This is a genomic window from Staphylococcus pseudoxylosus (assembly GCF_003697915.1).
Taxonomy (GTDB): domain Bacteria; phylum Bacillota; class Bacilli; order Staphylococcales; family Staphylococcaceae; genus Staphylococcus; species Staphylococcus pseudoxylosus.
Genome location: NZ_RCVN01000043.1, coordinates 1 through 1,014, shown reverse-complemented (window position 1 = coordinate 1,014; position 1,014 = coordinate 1). Strand labels below are relative to the sequence as shown.

Genomic DNA, 1,014 nt, shown 5'->3' with positions numbered 1-1,014 from the left:
GTTGTTCTGTGTCCAGTTGCTCATATTGAGACCGTACAGAGAAAGTTAGCGTATGGCTGTAAGTTTTACCCTCTAACTCACAAACGAACGATACAGCGGTTAAATCGCCAATTAAGGATAGGTCAATTCCGACATAAGTTCTATTTTTATTAAATACAGATAAATTAAAGTCTGTTAGTTTAGTGTCTTGCGGAGTGAAGTAGTAAGCTGTATCCTGCATAGGTAAGCCCATATTAAACGCTAAGAACTTATTCTGTAACGCTGGGTCTCCTTGCGCAAGCTCGTACTCCTCAATAACTCCTGACCACTTAGGAACATTGCCAATAAGTGGTAAAGCCATAGTCCAATTCTTTTTATCTTTGACCTGCTCATGATTTTCTAGCATGTAAAGCAAGCCGAATGACCTATCATTGTAAAATTCTTCTTCTGATTTGAATCGTTCAACAAGTTTATCATAAAGTCCGTCGCGTTTAAGTCCGCCAGAAGTGATGTAAATACTTTGCCAGTTATCTTGTTTTTGACGTGAACCTTTATTAACTGACTCTGTTATATCCTCGCCATAGGTATGGACTTCATCAAATATATTAAGGGAACTGTTACCACCTTGCGCTCGTAAAGTATCATTTGTTTGCTTTTTAAAAGTGGTTTTGAAAGACGTAAATTCTAGCCCTTGTTTTGTACTCTTGAAAATCTTGTTTTCATTGTACACTCTTAATGTATCACTTGCTTCTGTTTGATTCCTAACTTGGTCAAATACGTGTCTAGCCTGTGTATTATCGTATGCAATAACTAGACTTTCTCCGCCATATTGTCCGCCTAAAATCATCCAGTTAAGCACGCGCGTAGCCATTAAACTAGACTTACCTGATCCACGGCCTAAATTAAGAAAAATCTCATTAATTAGGTTGACTTGAACACCTTTTTCATCAACCATATCATAGCCTAACATTAACTCATACCACCATTTTTGTGTTGGAAGTAGCTCAATTTTCATCAGGTTACCAGTAGTCAGGT

Annotated in this window: 1 protein-coding gene; it reads right to left on the bottom strand. The window is 37.7% G+C overall.

Annotated elements, in window-relative coordinates; genetic code table 11:
• On the bottom strand, positions 1-934 hold a 934-nt coding region (locus D9V42_RS14680; protein ID WP_244204792.1), incomplete at its 3' end, for a terminase large subunit domain-containing protein.
• Between the last annotated feature and the right edge of the window lie 80 nt (positions 935-1,014).